This window comes from Polaromonas sp. P1_E11 (assembly GCF_056405995.1).
Window position 1 is genome coordinate 321,975 of sequence record NZ_JBFUBA010000001.1, and the last position, 19,403, is coordinate 341,377.

The following is a 19,403-nucleotide window of genomic DNA, read 5'->3' on the forward strand; positions in this document are numbered from 1 at the left end:
AAACAGGGGCCTATTTTAGGTGCCCCCGTACAGCCCTTTGTCAGCCAAAGCCGCCATCTTTGCCGGATAGCGATAAAACTGCTAGCGCGCTGCCATCCATACCTTCAGGGCCTGCACAGTCTCGCGCACATCATGTACTCGCACGATACGGGCACCGCGATCCACCGCCAGCACGGCGGCCGCCACGCTGGGCACCATGCGATCGGTCACGTCGAGCTGGGCGACAGTTGCAAGCGAGGTGCTGGTCACTGCGGCCAAAGACGATTTGCGCGACCAGGCTGCCAGCAACGGATAGCCGGCGGCGAGGAATTCCTGCTGGCGCGCGAGCAACGCGAAATTCTGCACCACGGTTTTGCCAAAACCCACCCCCACATCCAGCACGATGCGGGTTTTATCAACGCCAGCGGCCTGCAGGCCGGATGCAGCGCTTTCCAGAAAAGCCATCACCTGCGGTACCACATCGCCCTCCATGGGGGCAACCTGCATGGTCTGGGGTTCGCGATGCATGTGCATCAGGCAGACACCGCAATTCGGGTGCTGCGCCACCACCTGCACCGCACCCGGCTTGCGCAGGGCCCAGATATCGTTGATGACATCGGCGCCCAGGTCGAGCACAGCCTGCATCACTTCAGGTTTGTATGTATCGACCGACAGCGGCACACCGAGGCTGACCGCATGGCGAACCACCGGCAGCACCCGTTCAAGCTCTTCCTCCAGCGGTACGGGCGGTGCGCCGGGCCGGCTTGATTCACCGCCAATGTCCAGCATGTCGGCGCCATCCCGGATCAATTTCTCGCAGTGCTCGAAGACATCCGCAAAACCGCCGCCCTGGGTGAAATACCTGCCCCCATCTGAAAATGAATCTGGCGTGGCATTGACGATACCCATGACGCGCGGCTTTGACAGGTCAATCTGAAAGCGGGAGGTTTGCCAGATCATGGATGGATGTCCCGAAACGAACGAAGGGTTAAACCACAGGCCGGTACGCAATGCAATACTGCGCAAGGAACGGTGCATTGCCGAAGTCGCACAAAGTGGCAAGCACAGGAGCCATGTTCTCCACCATGAAAAAACCGGGGACTGGCCCCGGTTGTGATGACTGCCTGGCAGTCGTCTTCATGCTTGTGGAGGAATCAGGCTACCGTAGGTGCCGGATCGGTACTGACAGCAGGTGTACCGCCGCTGGGACCGCTACCGCCGCCTACCGACGAATTGCGCGGCGTCCAGTCCTTGGGCGGCCGGGGTTCCTTGCCGGCCATGATGTCGTCAAGCTGGTCGCCGTCAATGGTTTCCCATTCGAGCAAGGCCTTGGCCATGGCATGCATCTTGTCCTGGTTGTCCTCGATCAGCTTGCGCGCCTGGGCGTACTGCTGGTCGATGATGCGGCGTACTTCGCCGTCCACCTTTTGCAGGGTCGACTCGCTCATGTTGTTGGTCTTGGTGACCGAACGGCCCAAAAACACTTCGCCTTCATTTTCCGCGTACACCATGGGGCCCAGGGCCTCGGTCATGCCGTAGCGGGTGACCATGTCGCGGGCCAGCGCTGTGGCACGTTCAAAGTCGTTGCTGGCGCCCGTGGTCATCTGGTTCATGAAGACTTCTTCGGCAATACGGCCGCCAAACAGCATGCTGATCTGGCTCAGCATGTACTCGCGGTCATAGCTGTAGCGGTCCTGCGCCGGAAGGCTCATGGTCACGCCCAGCGCACGACCGCGCGGAATGATGGTGACCTTGTGAACCGGATCGCACTTCGGCAGCATCTTGCCGAGCAGCGCGTGACCGGACTCGTGGTAGGCCGTGTTGCGGCGCTCTTCTTCAGGCATGACCATGCTCTTGCGCTCGGGGCCCATCAGTATCTTGTCTTTGGCTTTTTCGAAGTCCTGCATCTCGACGGTGCGCGCGTTGCGGCGTGCAGCCATCAGGGCAGCTTCGTTGCACAGGTTGGCCAGGTCAGCGCCCGACATGCCGGGCGTGCCGCGGGCGATGACCCCGGGGCTCACATCCTGGCCGAGTGGAACCTTGCGCATGTGCACATTCAGGATCTGCTCGCGGCCGCGGATATCGGGCAGCGTCACATAGACCTGGCGGTCAAAACGGCCGGGGCGAAGCAAGGCGGCGTCCAGGATGTCGGGACGGTTGGTGGCAGCCACCACGATCACACCGACATTGGTTTCAAAACCATCCATCTCGACCAGCATCTGGTTCAGGGTCTGCTCGCGTTCGTCATTGCCGCCGCCCAGGCCCGCGCCGCGCTGGCGGCCGACTGCGTCGATTTCATCGATGAAGATGATGCAGGGTGCGTTTTTCTTGGCGTTGTCGAACATGTCGCGCACACGCGATGCACCCACACCGACGAACATTTCAACGAAGTCAGAGCCGGAAATCGAGAAAAACGGAACCTTGGCTTCGCCGGCAATACTCTTGGCCAGCAGGGTTTTACCGGTGCCCGGAGGGCCAACCAGCAGCAAACCACGCGGAATGCGGCCGCCCAGTTTCTGGAATTTGGCAGGATCTTTCAGGAAGTCGACCACTTCCTTGACTTCTTCCTTGGCCTCGTCGCAGCCCGCCACGTCGGCAAAAGTCACCGGATTGGTGGATTCATCGAGCAGGCGCGCCTTGGATTTACCGAAGCTGAAAGCCCCGCCCTTGCCGCCGCCCTGCATCTGCCGCATGAAATAAATCCACACGCCGATCAGCAGCAGCATGGGGCCCCAGCTGATCAGCAGGGACGTGAGCAGGGAGGTTTCTTCGCGGGGCTTGACGTCAAACTTCACGTCGTTGGCGATCAGGTCGCCGACGAGGCCACGGTCAAGGTAGGTTGCGGTGGTGCGGACCTTGCGATCGTCCACCGTGGTGGCGGAAATCTCGGTGCCTCCCTGGCCTTCGGCAATGGTGGCCTGCTTGATTCGCTTGCCGCGCACCTCTTCCAGGAATTCGGAGTAACCCAGGTAGTTGGAGCCGGCGCTACCGCGTGGATCAAATTGCTTGAATACGGTAAACAGCACCATGGCGATAACCAGCCAGATTGCAATTTTGGAAAACCACTGATTGTTCAAGGACTACTCCGGTATAAGAACAAAAGTCACATGCGCCTGATTTTAGGCGTTTCAAGGGCAAAAACCGCGTAATCCCCTGCCAGCCCCATGTTTGAAGCGGGTTTAGGTGATTTTTGCCACCGTATCACACTCATTGTGCAGCGTCAGCGCGCCTTTTAAGTCCTCTGCCAATCAGGAAAATCTCCGACGACCCGGGACGCGAGGCCTTGGGTTTCAGGGGCTTGACCGTCTTGAAGGTGTCCTTGAAAAGCTTCACGAGCTGATCGTAGCCGCTGCCGTGAAAGAGCTTCACCACCAGGGTGCCGTCCGGTTTCATCCGGTTCTGGGCAAATTCCACAGCCAGCTCTATCAGGTGGGCAATGCGGGCGGCATCGGCCGACTCGATACCCGACAGGTTGGGCGCCATGTCGGAGATCACAAGATCCACCCGGATCTGCCCTTCGGACGAGGCCAGCGCCTGCTCCAGCTTCTGCAGCACCTCCGCCTCACGGAAGTCGCCCTGGATAAAAGTCACCCCCTCGATCGGCTCCATGGGCAGCAGGTCCAGCCCGATGATGCGGCCATTGAGCTCCCCCGCCGCCGCGCCTGTGGGCGACAGCTTGCGCCTCACGTACTGGCTCCATGCCCCGGGCGTGCTGCCCAGGTCGACCACACAGTCGCCCGGCCGGATCAGGCCGAAGGTTTCGTCAATTTCCTTCAATTTGTAAGCAGCCCGGGCCCGGTAGCCCTCTTTCTGGGCCAGCTTGACGTAGGGATCGTTGATGTGGTCGTGCAACCACGCCTTGTTGACCTTTTTCCCTTTCGCGCTGGCTTTCGATACGGCTTTGGCAGCGGCCTTCGCGTCGGTCTGGGTGCCGGGTTTGAAGTCGGTCTTGGCATTTACTTTCATGGGGTCTATTGTCCTCTTCCCGACTCCCCCGATAATTGGGTCATGGCTCAAATACAACTTACCCCCGCCCAGCGCAAGGATCACCGCGCCGATGCCCATCACCTGAACGCAGTGGTGATGATCGGCTCCGATGGCCTGACCGCTGCCGTCAAGAAAGAAACCGACGCGGCCCTGAACGCGCACGGCCTCATCAAGGTGCGGGTTCAATCGGACGACCGCACCGGCCGCGAAGCAATTTTCCAGGCCCTGGCAGATGAACTCAACGCCGCCCCCATCCAGCACATCGGCAAGCTGCTGGTGCTGTGGCGCCCCATGCCGGAAAAGGAAAAGAAGGTCAATGAAGACCGCATGCCCGGCCCCCGTGATGTCAAGGTACTGAAAAACAGCTCCCGCTACGGCCAGCGCCCCGAAGTCAAAACCCTGCGCGTGCTCGGCAACCAGCGCCTCACGCCCGGCGGCACGGTCAAGCGCGCCAAAAAGCCCCAGCTGAAAAGCGCCAAGAAGAGTGCGCAGGGCTGAATTTCCCGCCCGCAAGGTACGGGCTAATTGCCCCGAGAGTGCCCTGACATGCACATTCTTCCTGGCCCGGTAGCCCCAGGCCTTTAGATTCGAGACTTTCGCCCACAGCTGTACGTCATGACCAATCCCCTTCTCGATTTTTCCGACCTTCCCCTGTTTGACCGGATTCAGCCCGAACATGTGGCGCCAGCCCTCGACGAGCTGCTGGCCAGGGCCGAAAGCGCCCTTGAGCAGGTCACGGCAGCGGATTTTCCGGCCTCCTGGAGCGGCATCGCCGGCGTGCTGGACGTAGCCACCGAGAACCTGGGCCGCGCCTGGGGTGCCGTTAGCCACCTCAATGGCGTGGCCGACACGCCCGAGCTGCGCGCAGCCTACAACGCCGCCCTGCCGCGCGTGACCGAGTTCTGGACCCGCCTGGGCGCCGATGAGCGCCTTTACGCCAAATACAAAGCCATCGACGTGGCCACCCTGAACACCGAGCAGCGCCAGGCGCACAAAAATGCCATCCGCAACTTTGTGCTGTCGGGCGCGGAACTGAAGGGCGCAGACCGCGACCGTTTTGCCGAGATCCAGGAACGCCAGGCCGAGCTGAGCCAGAAATTCAGCGAAAACGCACTGGACGCCACCGACGCTTTTGCCTACTACGCCACGGAGGCCGAAGTCGCCGGCATTCCCGCCGATGTGCTCCAGAACGCACGCAGCCAGGCCGAAACCGAAGGCAAGGCCGGCTACCGCCTCAGCCTGAAAATGCCGAGCTACCTGCCGGTCATGCAGTTCGCCACCAGCAGCAAACTGCGGGAGACCCTCTACAAGGCCTACACCACCCGTGCCAGCGACCAGGCTGCACCCGAATTCAGCAAATTCGACAACAGCGCCATCATGAAAGAAATCCTTGCGCTGCGCCTCGAAGAGGCAAAACTGCTGGGCTACCGTAATTTCGGCGAGGTATCCGTGGTCGCCAAGATGGCCAAATCCCCCGGCGAAGTCATCACGTTTTTGCGTGACCTTGCCCGGCGCGCCCGACCCTATGCAGAAAAAGACGTCGCAGACCTGCGCACCTTTGCCACCAGCCAGCTGGGCCTGCCTGACCCGCAAGCCTGGGACTACGCCTACATCGGCGAAAAACTCAAGGAAGCGCGCTACGCTTTCAGTGAACAGGAAGTCAAACAGTACTTCACCGCCCCCAAGGTGCTGGCAGGCCTCTTCAGGATCGTCGAAACCCTGTTTGAAGTCGCCATCCGCAAGGACTCGGCACCCGTGTGGAAGCCCGGCGTAGAGTTTTTCCGTATCGAACGCAACGGCCAGCTGGTGGGCCAGTTCTATCTGGACCAGCCCGCCCGCACCGGCAAACGCGGCGGCGCCTGGATGGACGATGTGCGCGCCCGCTGGCTACGCCCCGACAACGGCCAGCTGCAAACCCCGGTGGCGCACCTCGTCTGCAACTTCGCCGAAGGCGTGGGCGGCAAACCGGCCCTGCTCACGCACGACGACGTGACCACGCTGTTCCATGAGTTCGGCCACGGGCTGCACCACATGCTCACCCAGGTCAACGAACGGGACGTTTCCGGCATCAGCGGTGTCGAGTGGGATGCCGTCGAGCTGCCCAGCCAGTTCATGGAAAACTTCTGCTGGGAGTGGGACGTGCTCAAGCACATGACGGCCCACGTGGACACCGGCGCCTCCCTGCCGCGCGAGCTGTTCGACAAGATGCTGGCCGCCAAGAACTTCCAGAGCGGCATGCAGACCCTGCGCCAGGTTGAGTTCTCGCTGTTCGACATGCTGCTGCACACCTCTCACAACCCGGCCGACAACCTGATGGATCTACTGAACGAGGTGCGCCAGGAAGTTGCCGTCATTACGGCCCCAGCTTACAGCCGTACTGCGCATACATTCAGTCACATTTTTTCCGGTGGTTATGCAGCCGGCTATTACAGCTACAAGTGGGCCGAAGTCCTGTCTGCCGACGCGTACGCGGCTTTTGAAGAATCCGCCATTCCCGCGGCCGGCGATCCGGGTACAAACACTGACACCGGTGCCGGGCCCGGAACCGTTAATGTAGAAACCGGCCGAAAATACCGGCAAGCCATCCTGGAAGCAGGGGGCAGCCGCCCGGCCATGGAATCATTCAAGGCCTTCCGGGGCCGCGAGCCAACGCTGGACGCGCTGATGCGCCACCAGGGTATGGCTTGAAACACCTGAGCCGAGCCACTTCAATTCAATTTCAAGACTGACTGGGGAAACCATGAAATCAAAAGCTGTTAGGTCCTTCTCTCCCAACGCCCTGCTGGCCATGCTGCTGTTTGGCGGAAGCCTTGTTTTTATGGCGCTGCCGTCGCACGCGCAGCAGGTCTACCGCATCGTGGGGCCTGACGGCAAGGTAACCTTCTCGGACCAGCCACCGCCCACGGCAAGCGCCGGCAAGATCAGCGCAGGCACCCCAGGTGCAGGCAGCGGAGCATCCGGTTTTCCCTTCGAATTGCGGCAGGCCGCCACTAAATTCCCGGTCACGCTCTACACCGCCGACAAATGTGCGCCCTGCGGGTCCGCTCGCGCCATGCTGACGAACCGGGGTATCCCGTTCAGCGAAAAAACCGTCAACACCAATGAGGACCTTGAAGCCCTGCAACGAATGAGTAGCGACGCACCCCTGCCCTTCCTGACCATAGGCAGCCAGCAACTCAAGGGGTTCTCGGATGCAGAATGGACACAGTTCCTGAATGCGGCAGGCTATCCGGCAAGTTCCGCATTGCCGGCCGGTTATCGGAATCCCCCGGCTGCTCCCCTGGTTGCGGTGAACAAGCCGGCCACAACGGCTACTCCTGCCGCAAACGCTGCGCCTCGCGCGCCGGCTGCCCCAGCAGCGCCCCCGCCAAATGTCAGCAACCCAGCCGGCATCAAGTTCTAGGTATCCAGGCTGGTTCTGAAACGCAAAACGCCGGGTACAAGCCCGGCGTTCTGCTTTCCGGGCCTGGAGAAGCGCCTAGAACACCAGCGTCTTCACCCCACCCGGAGCACCCAGCAGGCAGACATGCGCCTTCTGGTGGGCGAACACCCCCACCGTCACCACGCCCGGCCACTGGTTGACCTGCGACTCAAAACCCAGCGGATCGGCCAGCTTCAGGCCGGTCACGTCCAGGATGTGCTGGCCGTTGTCGGTGACCAGCGGCTTGCCGTCCTTGAGCCGCAGGTTGGCCGTGCCGCCCATGGCCGCAAACTGCCGCGCAACGCGCCTGGCTGCCATCGGAATCACCTCAACCGGCAGCGGAAAGCTGCCCAGCACCTGCACCAGCTTGGACTCGTCGGCAATGCAGACAAACTTGCGCGACTGGGCCGCCACGATCTTTTCACGCGTCAGCGCCGCACCGCCGCCCTTGACCATATAACCCGCGTTGTCGATTTCGTCCGCACCGTCGATGTACACCGCCAGCTCGTCCACCTCCGTCGCATCAAACACCTTGATGCCCAGCGCCTGCAGGCGTTCCGTCGAGGCGACTGAGCTCGACACCGCACCGGCAATGCGCCCCTTCATGGTGGCCAGTGCGTCAATGAATTTGTTCACGGTCGAGCCGGTGCCCACCCCCACAATGCTGCCTTCCTCGACATAGTGCAGGGCCGCCTGGCCGACCAGGGTTTTGAGTTCGTCTTGGGTCATGGGAGTGTTGGGGATGTGATCGGGAAGGTAAAACAGGTTTTGCGACAATCAGGGCTCTTGCCCGGGTTCAGTACACCGGGCCATTTCTTAGCCACCTGCACCGAATTATCCAATGTCCCTGCTCCCCTACGCCCTGGCCCGCCCCTTTTTATTTGGGCTTGACCCCGAAACCGCCCACGAGTTGACCATGGCTTCGCTGGCGCGCACCCAGGGCACGCCGCTGTCGCTGGCGTATTGCGGCAACCGGGTCAGCGACCCGATCGAGCTGGCCGGCCTGAAATTTGCCAACCGTGTGGGTTTGGCCGCGGGGCTTGATAAAAACGCCCGCTGCATCGACGGCCTGGCTGCCATGGGTTTTGGCTTTGTCGAAGTGGGCACCGTCACCCCTCTGGGCCAGCCGGGCAACCCCAAGCCGCGCATGTTCCGCCTGACCGAGGCCAACGCGCTGATCAACCGCCTGGGTTTCAACAACGACGGGCTGGCCGCTTTTCTGGCCAATGTGCAGCGCTCCAGCGTGCGCAAGCAAGGCGCGCAAAACACCCTGCTGCTGGGCCTGAACATCGGCAAGAATGCCGCGACGCCGATTGAAAACGCGGTGGACGACTACCTGACCTGCCTGGACGGCGTCTACCCGCACGCCGACTACGTCACCGTCAACATCTCCAGCCCCAACACCAAAAACCTGCGCGCCCTGCAAAGTGACGAAGCCCTGGACGCCCTGCTCGGCCGCATCGCCGAACGCCGCGAGACCCTGGCCCAACAGCACGGCAAGCGCGTGCCGATTTTTGTGAAGATCGCGCCCGACCTCGATGAAGCCCAGGTCGATGTGATTGCCGCCACGCTCAAGCGCCACGCCATGGACGGCGTCGTCGCCACCAACACCACATTGAGCCGCGACGCCGTGAAGGGCATGCGCCATGCCGAAGAGGCCGGCGGCCTGAGTGGTGCCCCGGTGCTTGAGGCCAGCAACCGCGTCATCGGCCAGCTGCGCGCGGCACTCGGTAAAAGTTTTCCCATCATCGGCGTGGGCGGCATCATGAGCGGCGCGGATGCCGTCTCCAAGATCAGGGCCGGCGCCGACGTCGTGCAGATCTACACCGGCCTGATCTACAAAGGCCCCGAACTGGTGACCGACGCCGCACTTGCGATCAAAAAAAGCCGGTAGACCAATACGGACGGGCGCAAGCAGCTATTTAATTAATAGCAGATCATCAAGGTAGCGGCATCGGCTCACGAAGCCTTTTTGGGCCGCATGGAGGTCCTGCCTGCCGTTGCAGCTCTCTTCCCGACGGTCTTCCCCACTGATTTGCGGGGTACGGCCGCCGCTTTGGCCGCTTTCTTCACCGCGCCCACAGCTTTACGCGCCGCCCCCAGCTCCACCCACACCGGCGCATGGTCGCTGGCATGTTCCTGCCCGCGCACCCAGCTGTCTACCCCGGCCGCTTTCAGGCGCGGCGCCAGTTCAGCGTTCAGCAGGATGTGGTCGATGCGCAAGCCCGCGTTGCGCTGCCAGTGCTGGCGGAAATAGTCCCAGAAGGTGTAGATGCGCGCTTGCGGGTGCAAATGCCGAAGGCTGTCTACCCACCCTTGCCCCAACAGCTTTTCATAGGCAGCCCGGCTTTCGGGCTGCATCAGCGCGTCGCGCTTCCATGACTTGGGGTTGTACACGTCCATGTCGGTCGGGATCACGTTGAAGTCACCTGCCAGCGCCACCGGGTGCCCGGACGCATAAAGCCCCGCCGCGTGCCTCTGCAGGCGCTCAAACCAGGCCAGCTTGTAATCAAACTTGGGGCCGGGCTGCGGGTTGCCGTTGGGCAGGTACAGGCAGGCCACGATGATTCCGTCCACTGCGGCTTCCAGGTAACGGCTGTGGTCGTCCGCTGCATCGCCGGGCAGTTCACGGCGTATTTCAACCGGCGCCTCACCCTTGGCCAGAATCGCCACGCCGTTCCATGACCGCTGGCCTTTCCATAAAGCGCTGTAACCCGCTTCCCGCAGCTCGGCCTGGGGAAACACGCCGTCCAGCGCTTTTAGTTCCTGGAGGCAGACCACGTCGGGCGACTCTTTGGCCAACCAGTCCAGCAACTGCGGAAGCCGCGTCTTGATGCCGTTGACGTTAAAGGTCGCGAGCTTCATCAGGCCCCGATCAAACGCCGGTTAAACGCCGGGTGAGGGCTTGCCCCGGCCCGGCCCGCGCCGGAAAGCCTCGGCGCCGCCGCTGCCCCCGCCGTCAGGAAAGCTGTGCTGCTTGAGCTTGCCGGCCTTTCCGGGCTTCACCGGGTTTTCAATCAAGGTACTGGCATCGTTGCCATCAGCCTCATCATCCGGCTCGCTGTGTGGAGGATGCGGCACCGTCGCGCCTTCGCCGGTCTTGGCGCGTGTCGGGCTGGTGTTGGTTTTTGCCATGGGTGCTCCAGAAATCGAAACTTCAAAGTACCAGCACCGGCAGCGGGCGAGTGTCGGACAACACCCCAAGGTCGTACTCCGGTATACCCACATCGGCAGGCACCTGGCATCCCAGGCCCCTGTCAAGCAAAAACAGCCTTAAATCCAATCAGGACGAGCGCAAGCAGCTATTAAATCAATAGCAAATAGATGACACCCGGCTCGCGGTGGCGCCGCTCAGGGTTAGCCCGCAGATACGGTAGAGCCTGTCCCCTAGAGTACCCGGCCCGCTGTGCCGCCGGCCCTGCAGCGACTACCATGCAGGCAGTTTTGACAGGAGACCTGCCTTGGCCGCGACCCCCACTTCGGCGACGACGCCCCCTTCCTTTGCGTCTTCTTCTTTTTCCCTCGACCCCACTTCGCCCTACCCCCACCTGCTCGCACCGCTGGACCTGGGCTTCACCACGCTGAAAAACCGCGTGCTGATGGGCAGCATGCACACCGGCCTCGAAGACGGCCGCAAACACTTCCCCGCCATGGCCGCCTACTTTGCCGAGCGTGCGCGCGGCGGTGTGGGCCTGATGGTTACCGGCGGCTTTGCGCCCAACATTGCCGGCTGGACCAAACCCTTCGCTGGCATGCTCGCCAGCTCCGGCGCGGCGCGCCGCCACAAACAAGTCACCGACGCCGTGCACGCCGAAGGCGGCAAGATTGCCCTGCAAATCCTGCACACCGGCCGCTACGGCTACCACCCGCTGTGCGTCGCGCCCTCGCGCATCCAGAGCCCGATCTCGCCCTTCACCCCGCGCGAGCTTAGCTCCGGCGGTGTCGAGCGGCAGATCCGCGCCTTCATCCGCTGCGCCATGCTGGCCCGCGATGCCGGCTACGACGGCGTCGAGATCATGGGCAGCGAAGGCTACTTCATCAACCAGTTCCTCGTCACCCACACCAACCAGCGCACCGACGAGTGGGGCGGCAGCTATGGCAACCGCATGCGCGTGGCCGTGGAGATCGTGCGCCGCACGCGCGAAGCCGTAGGGCCTGACTTCATCATCATCTACCGCCTCTCGATGATCGACCTGATCCCCGGCGGCAGCAGCTGGGAAGAAGTCGTGCTGCTGGCCAAAGCCGTGGAAGCCGCCGGCGCCACGCTCATCAATAGCGGCATCGGCTGGCATGAGGCGCGTGTGCCGACAATCGCGACGTCAGTACCACGCGGCGCCTTCACCTGGGTCACCAAAAAACTGCGCACCGATTTGCGCGCCGCCGGCATCACGATTCCCGTCATCACCAGCAACCGCCTGAACATGCCCGAAGTGGCCGAACAGGTACTGGCCGACGGCAGCGCCGACATGGTCAGCATGGCCCGCCCCTTCCTGGCCGACCCCGAGTTCGTCAACAAGGCCGCGCAGGGCCGCCGCGACGAGATCAACACCTGCATCGCCTGCAACCAGGCATGCCTGGACCACGCCTTCCAGGCCAAGCTGGCAAGTTGCCTGGTCAACCCGCGCGCCGGGCATGAAACCGAACTTGTCATTCGCATCGCTCCCGCCAAAAAACGCGTTGCCGTCATAGGCGCGGGCCCCGCGGGTCTGGCCGCCGCCACCACACTGGCCCTGCGCGGCCACAGTGTGGATTTGTATGACGCTGCCGACAAAATCGGCGGCCAGTTCAACCTCGCCAAGCGCGTGCCCGGCAAGGAAGAGTTCGAAGAAACCCTGCGCTACTTCGGCCAGCGCATCACCGGCACCGGCGTGAAGCTGCACCTGAACACCCGCATCTCGGCGGCCGACCTCATCGCACAGAAGTTTGACGAAGTTGTGCTGGCCACCGGCGTCACGCCGCGCAACCCGCGCATTCCCGGGCAAGACCACCCCAAAGTGCTCAGCTATATCGATGTGCTGCTGGGCCGCCAGCCCGTGGGCGAGCGCGTCGCGCTCATAGGCGCAGGCGGCATCGGCTTTGACGTCGCCGAGTTTCTCGTCACACCCGCCGGCCACTCCACCGCACTCGACCTGCCCGCCTGGCTCGCCGAATGGGGCGTAGCCGATCCCGGCGAAGTGCGCGGCGGCGTCGTGCGCCCGCAGGTCACGCCGCCGGCGCGCCATGTCACCCTGCTGCAGCGCAAACCCGGCAAGCTGGGCGCAGGCCTGGGCAAGACCACCGGCTGGATCCACCGTGCTGCGCTAAAGATGAAAAACGTCGAAATGCTTTCAGGCGTCAACTATGAACGCATTGGTGAGAATGAAGGAGGCTCAGGCCTCAGCCTCTTCATCACCTTCGGCGAAAAACGGCAGGACGGCACCGTGCTGGCGGTCGACAACATCGTGCTGTGCGCCGGGCAAGAACCCTTGCGCGAACTGCTGGAGCCGCTGCGCGCGGCCGGCGTCAAGACACACCTGATTGGCGGCGCAGACGAAGCCAGCGAACTCGATGCCAAACGCGCGATTGACCAGGGGACGCGGCTGGCGGCGATGGTGTAATCACGCTTATTTGGGCAGCCCTGCCTCAAAGCGGTCCATCTCTTCATCCAGCGTTCCACGGCTGCTGAAATCCCGGCGGGCCTGGCCGTACCAGTACTCGGCATTCCCCAGGTCGCCTTCCTGTACATGCAGGATGCCGTGCAGCCAGGCGCCCAGTTGCGACTCATCACTCTGCACAATCGTGTGTGCCTCGGTCCAGCGCCCCGAGCGCATGTGAACCAGGGCTTGGCGAAGATTGGCCATTGAGAACTCCTTGAATGAAATGAATATATCGCCGATGGAATTTCCATGGCGGAGTCATGTTTTTCTGTCACGCGGGCCAGCAACAGGCGCATGCTGCGCCATCAGCCCGGCAATCCACTCGATGAACACGCGCAGTTTGGCGCTGACATGCCGGTTCGGCGCAAAGGCTACGTACAAAGGCATCGGGTCAAGGCGCCAACCCTTGAACAGGGGCACCAGTTCACCGCCAGCCAGGTGCGCCTTCGCCATGTAGTCGGGCAGCCAGAGAACTCCCAGGCCCGCCAGCCCGGCCGCGAGATAGGCATTGCCGTCATCAAATGCGAACAGGTGCCGGCCTTGCACCTTGATGCTCTCGCCCTTGCAGTGCATGGCGTACGGAAAAGCCTTGCCGGTGCGCGCCCACAGGAAACCCACGATGCGGTGATGCGTGTCTTCCAGCTCTCGCGGATGCAACGGTGTGCCCGCGCGCTCCAGATAGGCCGGGGCGGCGTATACCCCCAACTGCAGGTCACCCACCTTGCGGGCCATCAGCGACTGATCGGTCAGTTCGCCGCCGCGCACGACGCAGTCCACGTTGTCGCCGATCAGGTCCACCATGCGGTCGCTGACACCCATGTCGAGCTGAATCTCAGGGTAGCGCGCATGAAATTCCGGCAAGGCCGGCACCAGGATCATGCGGGCCAGGGGGCTGGGTACATCAACCCGCAGCCGGCCCCTGGGCGACGCTGACGCGCTGGACAGGCTGGTCTCGGCATCGTCCACCTCGGCCAGGACGCGCACCACCCGGTCATAGTAGGCAGCGCCATCGGCAGTGACATTGACCTTGCGTGTGGTCCGGTTGAGCAGCTTGACCCGCAGCCGCGCTTCCAGTTGCTGCACCAACTGCGTCACGCTGGTCTTGCTCATATGGAGTGTCTCGGCCGCCTTGGTGAAGCTGCCGGCTTCCACCACGCGGGCGAATGCCTGCATTGCATCGAAACGGTCCATCTCTGCTCCCAGATACGTTGACGTTGATGATTGTTTGGATTTTACGAACAGTGATGGTTGGCCTTGCCGGTTTATCAGAAAGGCTCAGCGTTCTAAAGTTCTTTCATCGTTAACCACGGGCCGACCATGGCCCTTTGTGAAGGAGATTTTTATGACCCAGCGTGAAGTCGTTTTTCCCCCCGGGCGCCAGGCCCTCTATGAACGCAACCGGTATTCGCCGGCGGTGAAGTCCAACGGCTTCCTGTTCGTTTCAGGGCAGGTTGGCAGCCGCGAAGACGGCTCTCCCGAGCCCGACCTGGAGGCGCAGGTCCGGCTCGCCTTCGACAACCTGAACGCCATCCTCAAGGCCGCAGGCTGCACCTTCGACGACGTGGTCGACGTCACCGTCTTCATGGTGGATCCGGAATCGGTGTTCGAGACGGCCTGGAAAGTGGTGCCCGACTACTGGGGCAACGCACCGCACCCCACGCTGACAGGTGTCGGCGTGACCTGGCTCTATGGCTTTCAGTTTGAGATCAAGGTGATTGCGAAGCTTCCAGAGTCTCGCGGTGATTGAGTGACCGACTACCGCCGCAGCGGATCCAGCAGCGGCTTCAGCCCGTTGTGATCGATCTCCTGCATCAGCTGCAGCAGGCGGCCGATTTCGCTTTTGGGGAAACCTTCGCGGGCGAACCAGTTGAGGTAGTTTCCGGGCAGGTCGGCGATCAGCGTGCCCTTGTGTTTGCCGAAAGGCATTTCGCGGGTCACCAGCAGCTGGAGGTCTTCGGGTTTCATGCCTAGCCGCCTGCCCGCTTGGGCGCGTAACCCTGTTTTTGCAGGGCCTGCATGACGGTGTCGCAATGGTCGCCCTGCACTTCAATGATGCCGTCTTTGGCCGTGCCGCCCGAACCACAGGCAGCTTTGAGCTGCTTGCCCAGCTGCGCCAGGGCCAATCCATCGAGCGGCAGGCCCTTGATGACGGTGACGGTTTTTCCGCCGCGGCCTTTGCTTTCACGCATGACGCGCACCACACCGTCGCCCTTGGGCGCGGCCTGCTGCTTGCACGTACAGGCAGAAGCGGGCTGGCGGCAGCCGGGGCACATGCGTCCGGCATCGGTGGAATACACAAGGCCGCTGCTGGCAGGGGGTTTCTTCATGGAGCTTAAGGAGGGAGATCGTGGAAAGCGGCTCTGGCCGGGTCACACAGCAGTGTGGTCACCACAGCCGGGTCAGCACGCCCTAATACGAACGTTCACAAATGTTCTGGGTCATATTGCCGAAAAGTGAAAAATGTACCTTATAAACACGGCTGGGATTTTCAGCCAGAGCCGCGCAGCCACTCAGGGTCATACACCCACATCACAGCAGGCAGCGCATCGGCCCGGCACATCAACGCAGTACCAGCACCAGGACAGCACCATGACCGGCACCTCTTTTCTGATCGGCTTTTTTATCTTTGTAGGCAGCGTGGCGCTGGGCGCGCTGGGCTACGAACGCTGGCTGTCGCATGTGGTGTCGGCCCGCAAGAAGGTGGCGCGCAACCACGCACTGCGCCGCAAGCCGCTGACCAGCCGCGACGAGCTCGCGGTGTGGCGCTGGCTGGCAGACATTTTTCCGGACCATCATGTATTGATCAAGGTGCCCTTTACCGGCTTTATTGAACCCAACAGCCGCGGCGGCGACGCGCACTGGCAGGCGCTGCTGAGCACCGTGAGCTTTGCCTGCGCGGTGGCCGACCGCAAAGGCGCTGTGCTGGGCTGCGTCGATGTGCTGGGGCGCGGCGAGCTTGCAGACCGCAAGCATGCTTTCAAGCGCGAGCTGCTGGGCCGCGCCGGCATTCCCTACTGGATTGTGGACAGCCAGCGGCGGCCCGAGGCCACGCTGCTGCGCGAAAAATTCACCGGTGCTGCTGCCTCGCAGGCGGCGATCAAAAAGACGCCACGCTCAGCCATGCCCCGCAAACCCGTCACAGCGCTGGAGCAGCGCCGCCTGTCACGCGTGTCCAGCAACGCATCGGACCTGACCCGCACCGGTATGACGCCGCTGCATTTGAAGTCCACGCTCAAGCTGAAGGCGCTGGCGCGGGCCTTTGCCTGGCGCCTGGCCGGTGAGCCGCCTTCTTACAGTTCACGGAGTTCGCGCAAGCCCTTGGGCTACCCCGCCACCAGCATCAGCAGCTCGACCATCTAAGCGAACCTGCACCAGCCTGCACGATCCCACCGGCCCGCTCAGGCCTCGGCGCTCTTGAGTAAAAACTCCATCTCGGTTCCGGCCAGATTCAGTATGTCGTGGTGGGCCAGCGGAATCGCTTTCATGCCGATCGGTTTGCCGTTGCAGGTCGGCGGTTTTTCGCCGTCCATGTGCGCCACGTAGTAGCCGTCGCGCCGGTGCGATATCGACACCACGGCCACCCCGGGCTGGCCGAAGGTGGTGACGGCCTTGACCACCGGCACCTCCAGCCCCGCTGACGAACCCGACAACACCTTCAGGCTCGCGTGCATCGTGCCGCTGGTGCCGGGCAGGCCCAGCGCGTCCAGCGCCATGGCGGTGGTTTGATGTTCGCGCGGTGCTTCTTCTTCGTGCCGCGAGGTGGCCAGGTACTGGATGCGGAAGTTGCCGATATTGATGATGTCGTTGTCGTGCAGCAGCTCACGCGACTTGACCATGTGGCCGTTGAGGTAGGTGCCGTTGGTGCTGCCCAGGTCTTCAAGGTACACGTCCGCAAGGCCTTTCAGCAGGAACACGCAGTGCTCACCGCTGACCACCAGGTTGTCAAAGATGATGTCGTTGTAGGGCCTGCGGCCCAGCGTGGTGCGGTCGTTCGTCAGGTACACGTGCTTGATTTCGACGCCTTCGACCGTTGCAATGAGTTGCGGCATGCAAGACCCTTCTTCAAGATAGTCGCCGGACACGCCCAATGCGTAAGCGGCAAACCATCGTAGCCCGAGCGCCCTAAAGGCACAAGCGGGGCACAACCCGCCGGCGCCGCCACATGGCCGCTAGTTGGTGGTAATTTTGCCGGTTTCGCATGCAGCGCGAATGATGCGCTGGGTCGGGTTGGGCGTCACGTCGCGGAACTCCATGGGACGCACCACTTCGTTGGGGTAAGTGACCGTTTTGTACGGCTCGCCCTTCCACAAGGGCTGCACGTAAAACGCCAGCGTGACGTACTTGGCGCTTTTGTCGACGCAGTCAAAGAGCACCGTGGAAACATACGAACGGTAAGGCACGCCGTCCCAGCTGGTGCGTTGCAGCGCGCGGCTCACGCGCACCTGCATGGCCCGCATGTCGCCGTTGGCGGCAATGGGGGTCGGGTCTACCTCAATGGTATTGACGGCCGGGTCGCCCGGGTCACCCGTCACGGTAAACCATGTGGTGGGGGCGGCAGGCGCGGCCCACAGGGAAACCCCGGACACCAGGGCCCCGAAAACGATGGCTAATTTCTTCATATGACTTTTTTCTTCCTTCCTCCACCCACTGTCACTTCACCACAAACTGTCACTTCCGCAGTCCATTGTCTGCACAGCCAGTTTAATCCTGACGCAACAAACTTTCTGTTGCAACTGTTTCCCAACCCGTAGCAGGCGCGCGTCGAAAGGCCCTGTAGGCACACACCCACACGGCGATGGGCCCTATGCCTTCGGCGCGGCCCGGGCTGGCGGGCTATCTTGAACTGCATGGAATTTTCCATGACGCAACTCTCTGAAAGGTACATCCCATGAACAAGGACCAGGTCAAAGGCAAGATCAAGGAAGTTGCCGGTGAAGTGCAGGAACACACCGGCAAGGCGGTCGGTAACGCCGAGCAACAGGCCAAGGGCCACGCCCGTGAATTCCAGGGCAAGGCACAAAAGGCCGCCGGCGACGCACGTGAGAACGCAGAAGACATCCAGAAGGATCTGGACAAAAACCGCGACCCCCTGGGTCGCTAAGCAGCAATAAACGCTGCACACCCACCATCGGCCGGCTCTTCCCGGCCGTTTTTTTGCGCGCAAATCGCCGCGTACACCAGCCATTGGCTGACGCGTTCAGGCGCGTTGGCTGATAGCCGGCGGCACGCCGCGCCCGCATGATGAAACCTTTCACTACAGCACACGTCCACATGCCGCGCAAAGCCTCCCCCGCTTCCCTGCCTGACGACCTCTTGCACGGCCAGCTGAAGCTGCCTGCCGTGACGATCAATGGCTACAGCCTGGAACTGCACGACGGCGAGCGTTTTCTGGGCGACACCGTCAGCCGTGTGGCCTACAGCGAAATGCTGGACGTGTGGCGCCGGGTATTTCGCCGCATCAGCGGCGAAGACGTGCTGGGCACCAAGCCCACGCCCGCCATCAGCAAAAAGCGGCTCGACCTGCTCCTTCAACGCGATGGCAAGGCCGCCGCCGTGATTTCCGCGGCATCGGAAGACTACGCCTGGCAGCTGGTGCGTGTGGTGCGGCGTTTTCTGGCGCACCCCACGTGGCACGGCGTGCAGCGCATTGTGGTGGGCGGCGGCTTTCAGCAAAGCCTGGTGGGCGAGCTGGCCATCGACCGCGCGGCCGAACTGCTCTACCAGCAAAACGCCCGCGTGCATTTGATGACGCTGCGCCACCACCCCGACGAAGGCGGACTGATCGGCTGGGTGCACCTGGCGCCGCCCGAGCTGTTGTCGCAATACGGCGGCTTCCTGGCGGTGGACATTGGCGGTACCAACCTGCGCTGCGGCATTGTGCGGCCGCGCCTGCACAAGTCGCCCGACCTGTCGGACGTGCGCGTGACGGGCCTGGAAAAGTGGGGCCACCGCGGCGACGACGATGTGACCCGCCGCGAACACCTGGTGCAGGGCATTGCCGCCATGCTGAAAAAGCTTGAGCGACTGGCCAACAGAAAAGGCATCACCCTGGCGCCGTTTGTGGGCGTGGCCTGCCCCGGCATGATCTGCGACGACGGCTCCATCGCCGCAGGCGCGCAGAACCTGCCCGGCAACTGGGAAAGCCCCCGCTTTAACCTGGCGCACGACCTCAGCGAACTGCTGCCGCGCCAGGACGGCCAGACCACCCAGGTGCGGCTGCACAACGATGCGGTGGTGCAGGGCCTGTCTGAGCTGCCCTTCATGCAGGGCGTGAAGCGCTGGGCCGTGCTGACGGTGGGCACCGGGCTGGGCAATGCCAGCTTTGTCAACACCGGCCCGCAGGCGGCGCGCAAAACGAAACGCTGACGCCTCGCGCTGCC

Annotated in this window: 21 protein-coding genes; 9 read left to right on the forward strand and 12 right to left on the reverse strand. The window is 62.6% G+C overall.

Annotated features, from left to right (window positions below; genetic code table 11):
• Positions 1–81: 81 nt before the first annotated feature.
• The 3 genes from folP to AC1D11_RS01600 form a co-directional block, all read right to left on the reverse strand.
• Entirely contained in the window at positions 82–939 is an 858-nt protein-coding gene (gene folP / locus AC1D11_RS01590; RefSeq protein WP_477649257.1) for a dihydropteroate synthase, read from the reverse strand.
• Between the two features lie 194 nt (positions 940–1,133).
• On the reverse strand, positions 1,134–3,056 hold the full coding sequence (gene ftsH, locus AC1D11_RS01595; protein ID WP_457278727.1) for an ATP-dependent zinc metalloprotease FtsH: 1,923 nt from the start codon (positions 3,054–3,056) through the stop codon (positions 1,134–1,136).
• A 130-nt stretch (positions 3,057–3,186) separates the two neighbouring features.
• Complete coding sequence (locus AC1D11_RS01600) at positions 3,187–3,945, reverse strand: RlmE family RNA methyltransferase (RefSeq protein ID WP_457278728.1); 759 nt, start codon at positions 3,943–3,945, stop codon at positions 3,187–3,189.
• Between the two features lie 42 nt (positions 3,946–3,987).
• Here AC1D11_RS01600 and AC1D11_RS01605 point away from each other — a divergent pair, with 42 nt between their 5' ends.
• The 3 genes from AC1D11_RS01605 to AC1D11_RS01615 all read left to right on the forward strand — a co-directional run bounded on the left by AC1D11_RS01605 (position 3,988) and on the right by AC1D11_RS01615 (position 7,369).
• Positions 3,988–4,464: a YhbY family RNA-binding protein gene (locus AC1D11_RS01605; RefSeq protein WP_477649259.1), complete on the forward strand. Its 477-nt coding sequence runs from the start codon at positions 3,988–3,990 to the stop codon at positions 4,462–4,464.
• A 117-nt stretch (positions 4,465–4,581) separates the two neighbouring features.
• A complete protein-coding gene (locus AC1D11_RS01610) occupies positions 4,582–6,654 on the forward strand; it encodes a M3 family metallopeptidase (protein WP_477649260.1) in 2,073 nt (690 codons plus the stop codon).
• Positions 6,655–6,706: 52 nt separating this feature from the next.
• Positions 6,707–7,369, forward strand: a complete 663-nt coding sequence (locus tag AC1D11_RS01615; protein ID WP_477649261.1) for a glutaredoxin family protein — start codon at positions 6,707–6,709, stop codon at positions 7,367–7,369.
• Between the two features lie 75 nt (positions 7,370–7,444).
• Here the strand turns inward: AC1D11_RS01615 and rpiA are convergent, their stop codons facing one another.
• Positions 7,445–8,116 (reverse strand): ribose-5-phosphate isomerase RpiA, encoded by a 672-nt coding sequence (gene rpiA, locus AC1D11_RS01620; protein ID WP_477649262.1) that lies wholly within the window; start codon positions 8,114–8,116, stop codon positions 7,445–7,447.
• Positions 8,117–8,228: 112 nt separating this feature from the next.
• Here rpiA and AC1D11_RS01625 point away from each other — a divergent pair, with 112 nt between their 5' ends.
• Complete coding sequence (locus AC1D11_RS01625) at positions 8,229–9,281, forward strand: quinone-dependent dihydroorotate dehydrogenase (protein ID WP_477649263.1); 1,053 nt, start codon at positions 8,229–8,231, stop codon at positions 9,279–9,281.
• Positions 9,282–9,346: 65 nt separating this feature from the next.
• On the opposite strand, the gene xth is transcribed toward AC1D11_RS01625, so the two are convergent.
• Together xth and AC1D11_RS01635 are read right to left on the reverse strand one after the other, a co-directional pair.
• Entirely contained in the window at positions 9,347–10,252 is a 906-nt protein-coding gene (gene xth / locus AC1D11_RS01630) for an exodeoxyribonuclease III (RefSeq protein ID WP_477649264.1), read from the reverse strand.
• Positions 10,253–10,273: 21 nt separating this feature from the next.
• Positions 10,274–10,522, reverse strand: coding sequence for a hypothetical protein (locus AC1D11_RS01635; protein WP_457278734.1), 249 nt, complete (start codon positions 10,520–10,522; stop codon positions 10,274–10,276).
• Positions 10,523–10,935: 413 nt separating this feature from the next.
• Between AC1D11_RS01635 and AC1D11_RS01640 the strand changes: the two genes are divergently transcribed.
• Positions 10,936–12,984, forward strand: coding sequence for an oxidoreductase (locus tag AC1D11_RS01640; RefSeq protein WP_477649277.1), 2,049 nt, complete (start codon positions 10,936–10,938; stop codon positions 12,982–12,984).
• A 6-nt stretch (positions 12,985–12,990) separates the two neighbouring features.
• Here AC1D11_RS01640 and AC1D11_RS01645 read toward each other — a convergent pair whose 3' ends face one another.
• Both AC1D11_RS01645 and AC1D11_RS01650 read right to left on the reverse strand, forming a co-directional pair.
• Positions 12,991–13,227: a hypothetical protein gene (locus tag AC1D11_RS01645; protein WP_477649265.1), complete on the reverse strand. Its 237-nt coding sequence runs from the start codon at positions 13,225–13,227 to the stop codon at positions 12,991–12,993.
• A gap of 54 nt (positions 13,228–13,281) precedes the next feature.
• The gene (locus tag AC1D11_RS01650) at positions 13,282–14,214 is read right to left on the reverse strand and encodes a LysR family transcriptional regulator (RefSeq protein WP_477650888.1); all 933 of its coding nucleotides are present in this window, start codon (positions 14,212–14,214) and stop codon (positions 13,282–13,284) included.
• 151 nt (positions 14,215–14,365) lie between these two features.
• Here AC1D11_RS01650 and AC1D11_RS01655 point away from each other — a divergent pair, with 151 nt between their 5' ends.
• Complete coding sequence (locus AC1D11_RS01655; RefSeq protein ID WP_477649267.1) at positions 14,366–14,770, forward strand: RidA family protein; 405 nt, start codon at positions 14,366–14,368, stop codon at positions 14,768–14,770.
• Positions 14,771–14,778: 8 nt separating this feature from the next.
• Here the strand turns inward: AC1D11_RS01655 and AC1D11_RS01660 are convergent, their stop codons facing one another.
• Positions 14,779–14,988 (reverse strand): DUF3820 family protein, encoded by a 210-nt coding sequence (locus AC1D11_RS01660; RefSeq protein ID WP_477649268.1) that lies wholly within the window; start codon positions 14,986–14,988, stop codon positions 14,779–14,781.
• 2 nt (positions 14,989–14,990) lie between these two features.
• Entirely contained in the window at positions 14,991–15,350 is a 360-nt protein-coding gene (locus tag AC1D11_RS01665) for a translation initiation factor Sui1 (protein WP_477649269.1), read from the reverse strand.
• Between the two features lie 262 nt (positions 15,351–15,612).
• On the opposite strand from AC1D11_RS01665, the gene AC1D11_RS01670 reads away from it, so the two are divergent.
• Positions 15,613–16,383 carry a PDDEXK family nuclease gene (locus tag AC1D11_RS01670; RefSeq protein WP_477649270.1) on the forward strand — a complete coding sequence of 257 codons (771 nt, stop codon included), beginning with the start codon at positions 15,613–15,615 and terminating at the stop codon, positions 16,381–16,383.
• 38 nt (positions 16,384–16,421) lie between these two features.
• On the opposite strand, the gene AC1D11_RS01675 is transcribed toward AC1D11_RS01670, so the two are convergent.
• Entirely contained in the window at positions 16,422–17,072 is a 651-nt protein-coding gene (locus AC1D11_RS01675; protein WP_477649271.1) for an FHA domain-containing protein, read from the reverse strand.
• Between the two features lie 120 nt (positions 17,073–17,192).
• Entirely contained in the window at positions 17,193–17,642 is a 450-nt protein-coding gene (locus AC1D11_RS01680; protein ID WP_477649272.1) for a surface-adhesin E family protein, read from the reverse strand.
• A 269-nt stretch (positions 17,643–17,911) separates the two neighbouring features.
• Here AC1D11_RS01680 and AC1D11_RS01685 point away from each other — a divergent pair, with 269 nt between their 5' ends.
• Positions 17,912–18,124 carry a CsbD family protein gene (locus AC1D11_RS01685; protein ID WP_477649273.1) on the forward strand — a complete coding sequence of 71 codons (213 nt, stop codon included), beginning with the start codon at positions 17,912–17,914 and terminating at the stop codon, positions 18,122–18,124.
• Between the two features lie 170 nt (positions 18,125–18,294).
• Positions 18,295–19,389, forward strand: coding sequence for an ROK family protein (locus AC1D11_RS01690; RefSeq protein ID WP_477649274.1), 1,095 nt, complete (start codon positions 18,295–18,297; stop codon positions 19,387–19,389).
• The last annotated feature ends 14 nt before the right edge of the window (positions 19,390–19,403 follow it).